The organism is Mesorhizobium sp. 128a, from assembly GCF_053848025.1.
Genome location: NZ_JBSPKY010000074.1, coordinates 1 through 1,366, shown reverse-complemented (window position 1 = coordinate 1,366; position 1,366 = coordinate 1). Strand labels below are relative to the sequence as shown.

Here is a 1,366-nt window from a genome sequence, read left to right as displayed (position 1 = left end):
GTCCTGTCCTGGCGTCGCCACAACCCACCGTACTCGCCAGTCGAGCTCATGTAATATTCACCCGGTTCGGCAGCCCAGGTCCTCGACCCGTCCTCGGCGCGCCTGACCTCGATCAACCCCTCCATCGTTGGGTGGAACGCGGTCCGCCAGTAGAAGCCGTTTCCCCCAAGGTACATCAGGCGCCCAGCCCGCGTCAGATGGGTCTCGAGAGCATTCCACATGGGCAGGGAGACGTATTCGGGGTGACAGCCAGTCAAGACGACCCGATAGGGGCGGAGCAGTTCTTCACCTTCCCGGTGAAGATCCTCGTCAGTGATGACGTCAACCTTGGTACCCATGGCATCGAGCCACGCCGTCAGATATCCATCACCGCTGAACGTCCAATGCCGGGAATTGGGGGCCATATTGAGTATCGGCCTGAGGCGCGACGAATAGCACACACCGCTTCCGTCCGTGTGGTGGTCGTAGAGCGACTTTCCAAATTCCGGATGCGCCTGCAGGAAGATGTCTTCGTCGGTGATGATCGGCAGGGCCCCCATTCCAGTCTCATAAAAGCGATCTCGGCTGAGAACATGCTGGTTTGCGTAGGCCATGTAGGTGGCCGTCGACGCTAAATAGACAATGTCGCTCTGCGCCTCACCCCTGGGCGGCCTGACGAAGAAGATGACGTAGCTTGGCGAGACATCTGTCCCCTCAAGACGCGCAGCGTAGACGCCGCTTTTCAGGGATTCGGGGATCGTGAACGAAAAGTCGTCTGACCATTCGGCGTCATAGAGATCATCTTCGTGGAAATGGATTGCGCCGTACTCCTCCGGACAGGCACCCCAATCGTGAGAATTCCCGGACCAACGGTGCCCCTTCATAGCCCGCGTGGGCATGTTCACGAGACGACCGTGCAACTGATTGGCGGAGCTATCCTTGATCTGGTCTGAACTCTGCTCAAGGCTGAAATCCCATGCTCCCACTACATCTTCGCGGCGAGGCTTCGAAAGGGCGGCGGGCACAAGTGCTTTCAGCTCTTCAGCGCGCGGTGCGCAATTTAGCAGCGCTGGCGCTTCGATTTTTCCGTTGAAGTGGTGCTCGGTTTCGAGCCTTTCGCCTGCTTCCGATCGAGCTTGTCGCGCCGCGATAAGAAACTCAGCGGTATCAACGACGAACGATCCCTTCGGCAGCACCTCTGCAATCTGTCGTGTTACAGGTTTATTGGCTCCCTCTGGCAGCGATCTCTGGTGCAACTCCAGCCGGGATTGATCGGCATCGAAGCTAGCTCTGACTAGCACCCATTCTCTTTTGGCCAACGCAATGTCGGACCGGATTGTATGCACGTCTCCAGATCCATTCCCAACGACGCAACTCAGGCGGCCGC

At 58.3% G+C, this 1,366-nt stretch carries 1 protein-coding gene; it reads right to left on the bottom strand.

Annotated features, from left to right (window positions below; all coding sequences use genetic code 11):
- Positions 1 to 1,298 (bottom strand): N,N-dimethylformamidase beta subunit family domain-containing protein (locus tag ACWTU9_RS33105; protein WP_455862000.1); only part of this gene is annotated, 1,298 nt, incomplete at its 3' end.
- Between the last annotated feature and the right edge of the window lie 68 nt (positions 1,299 to 1,366).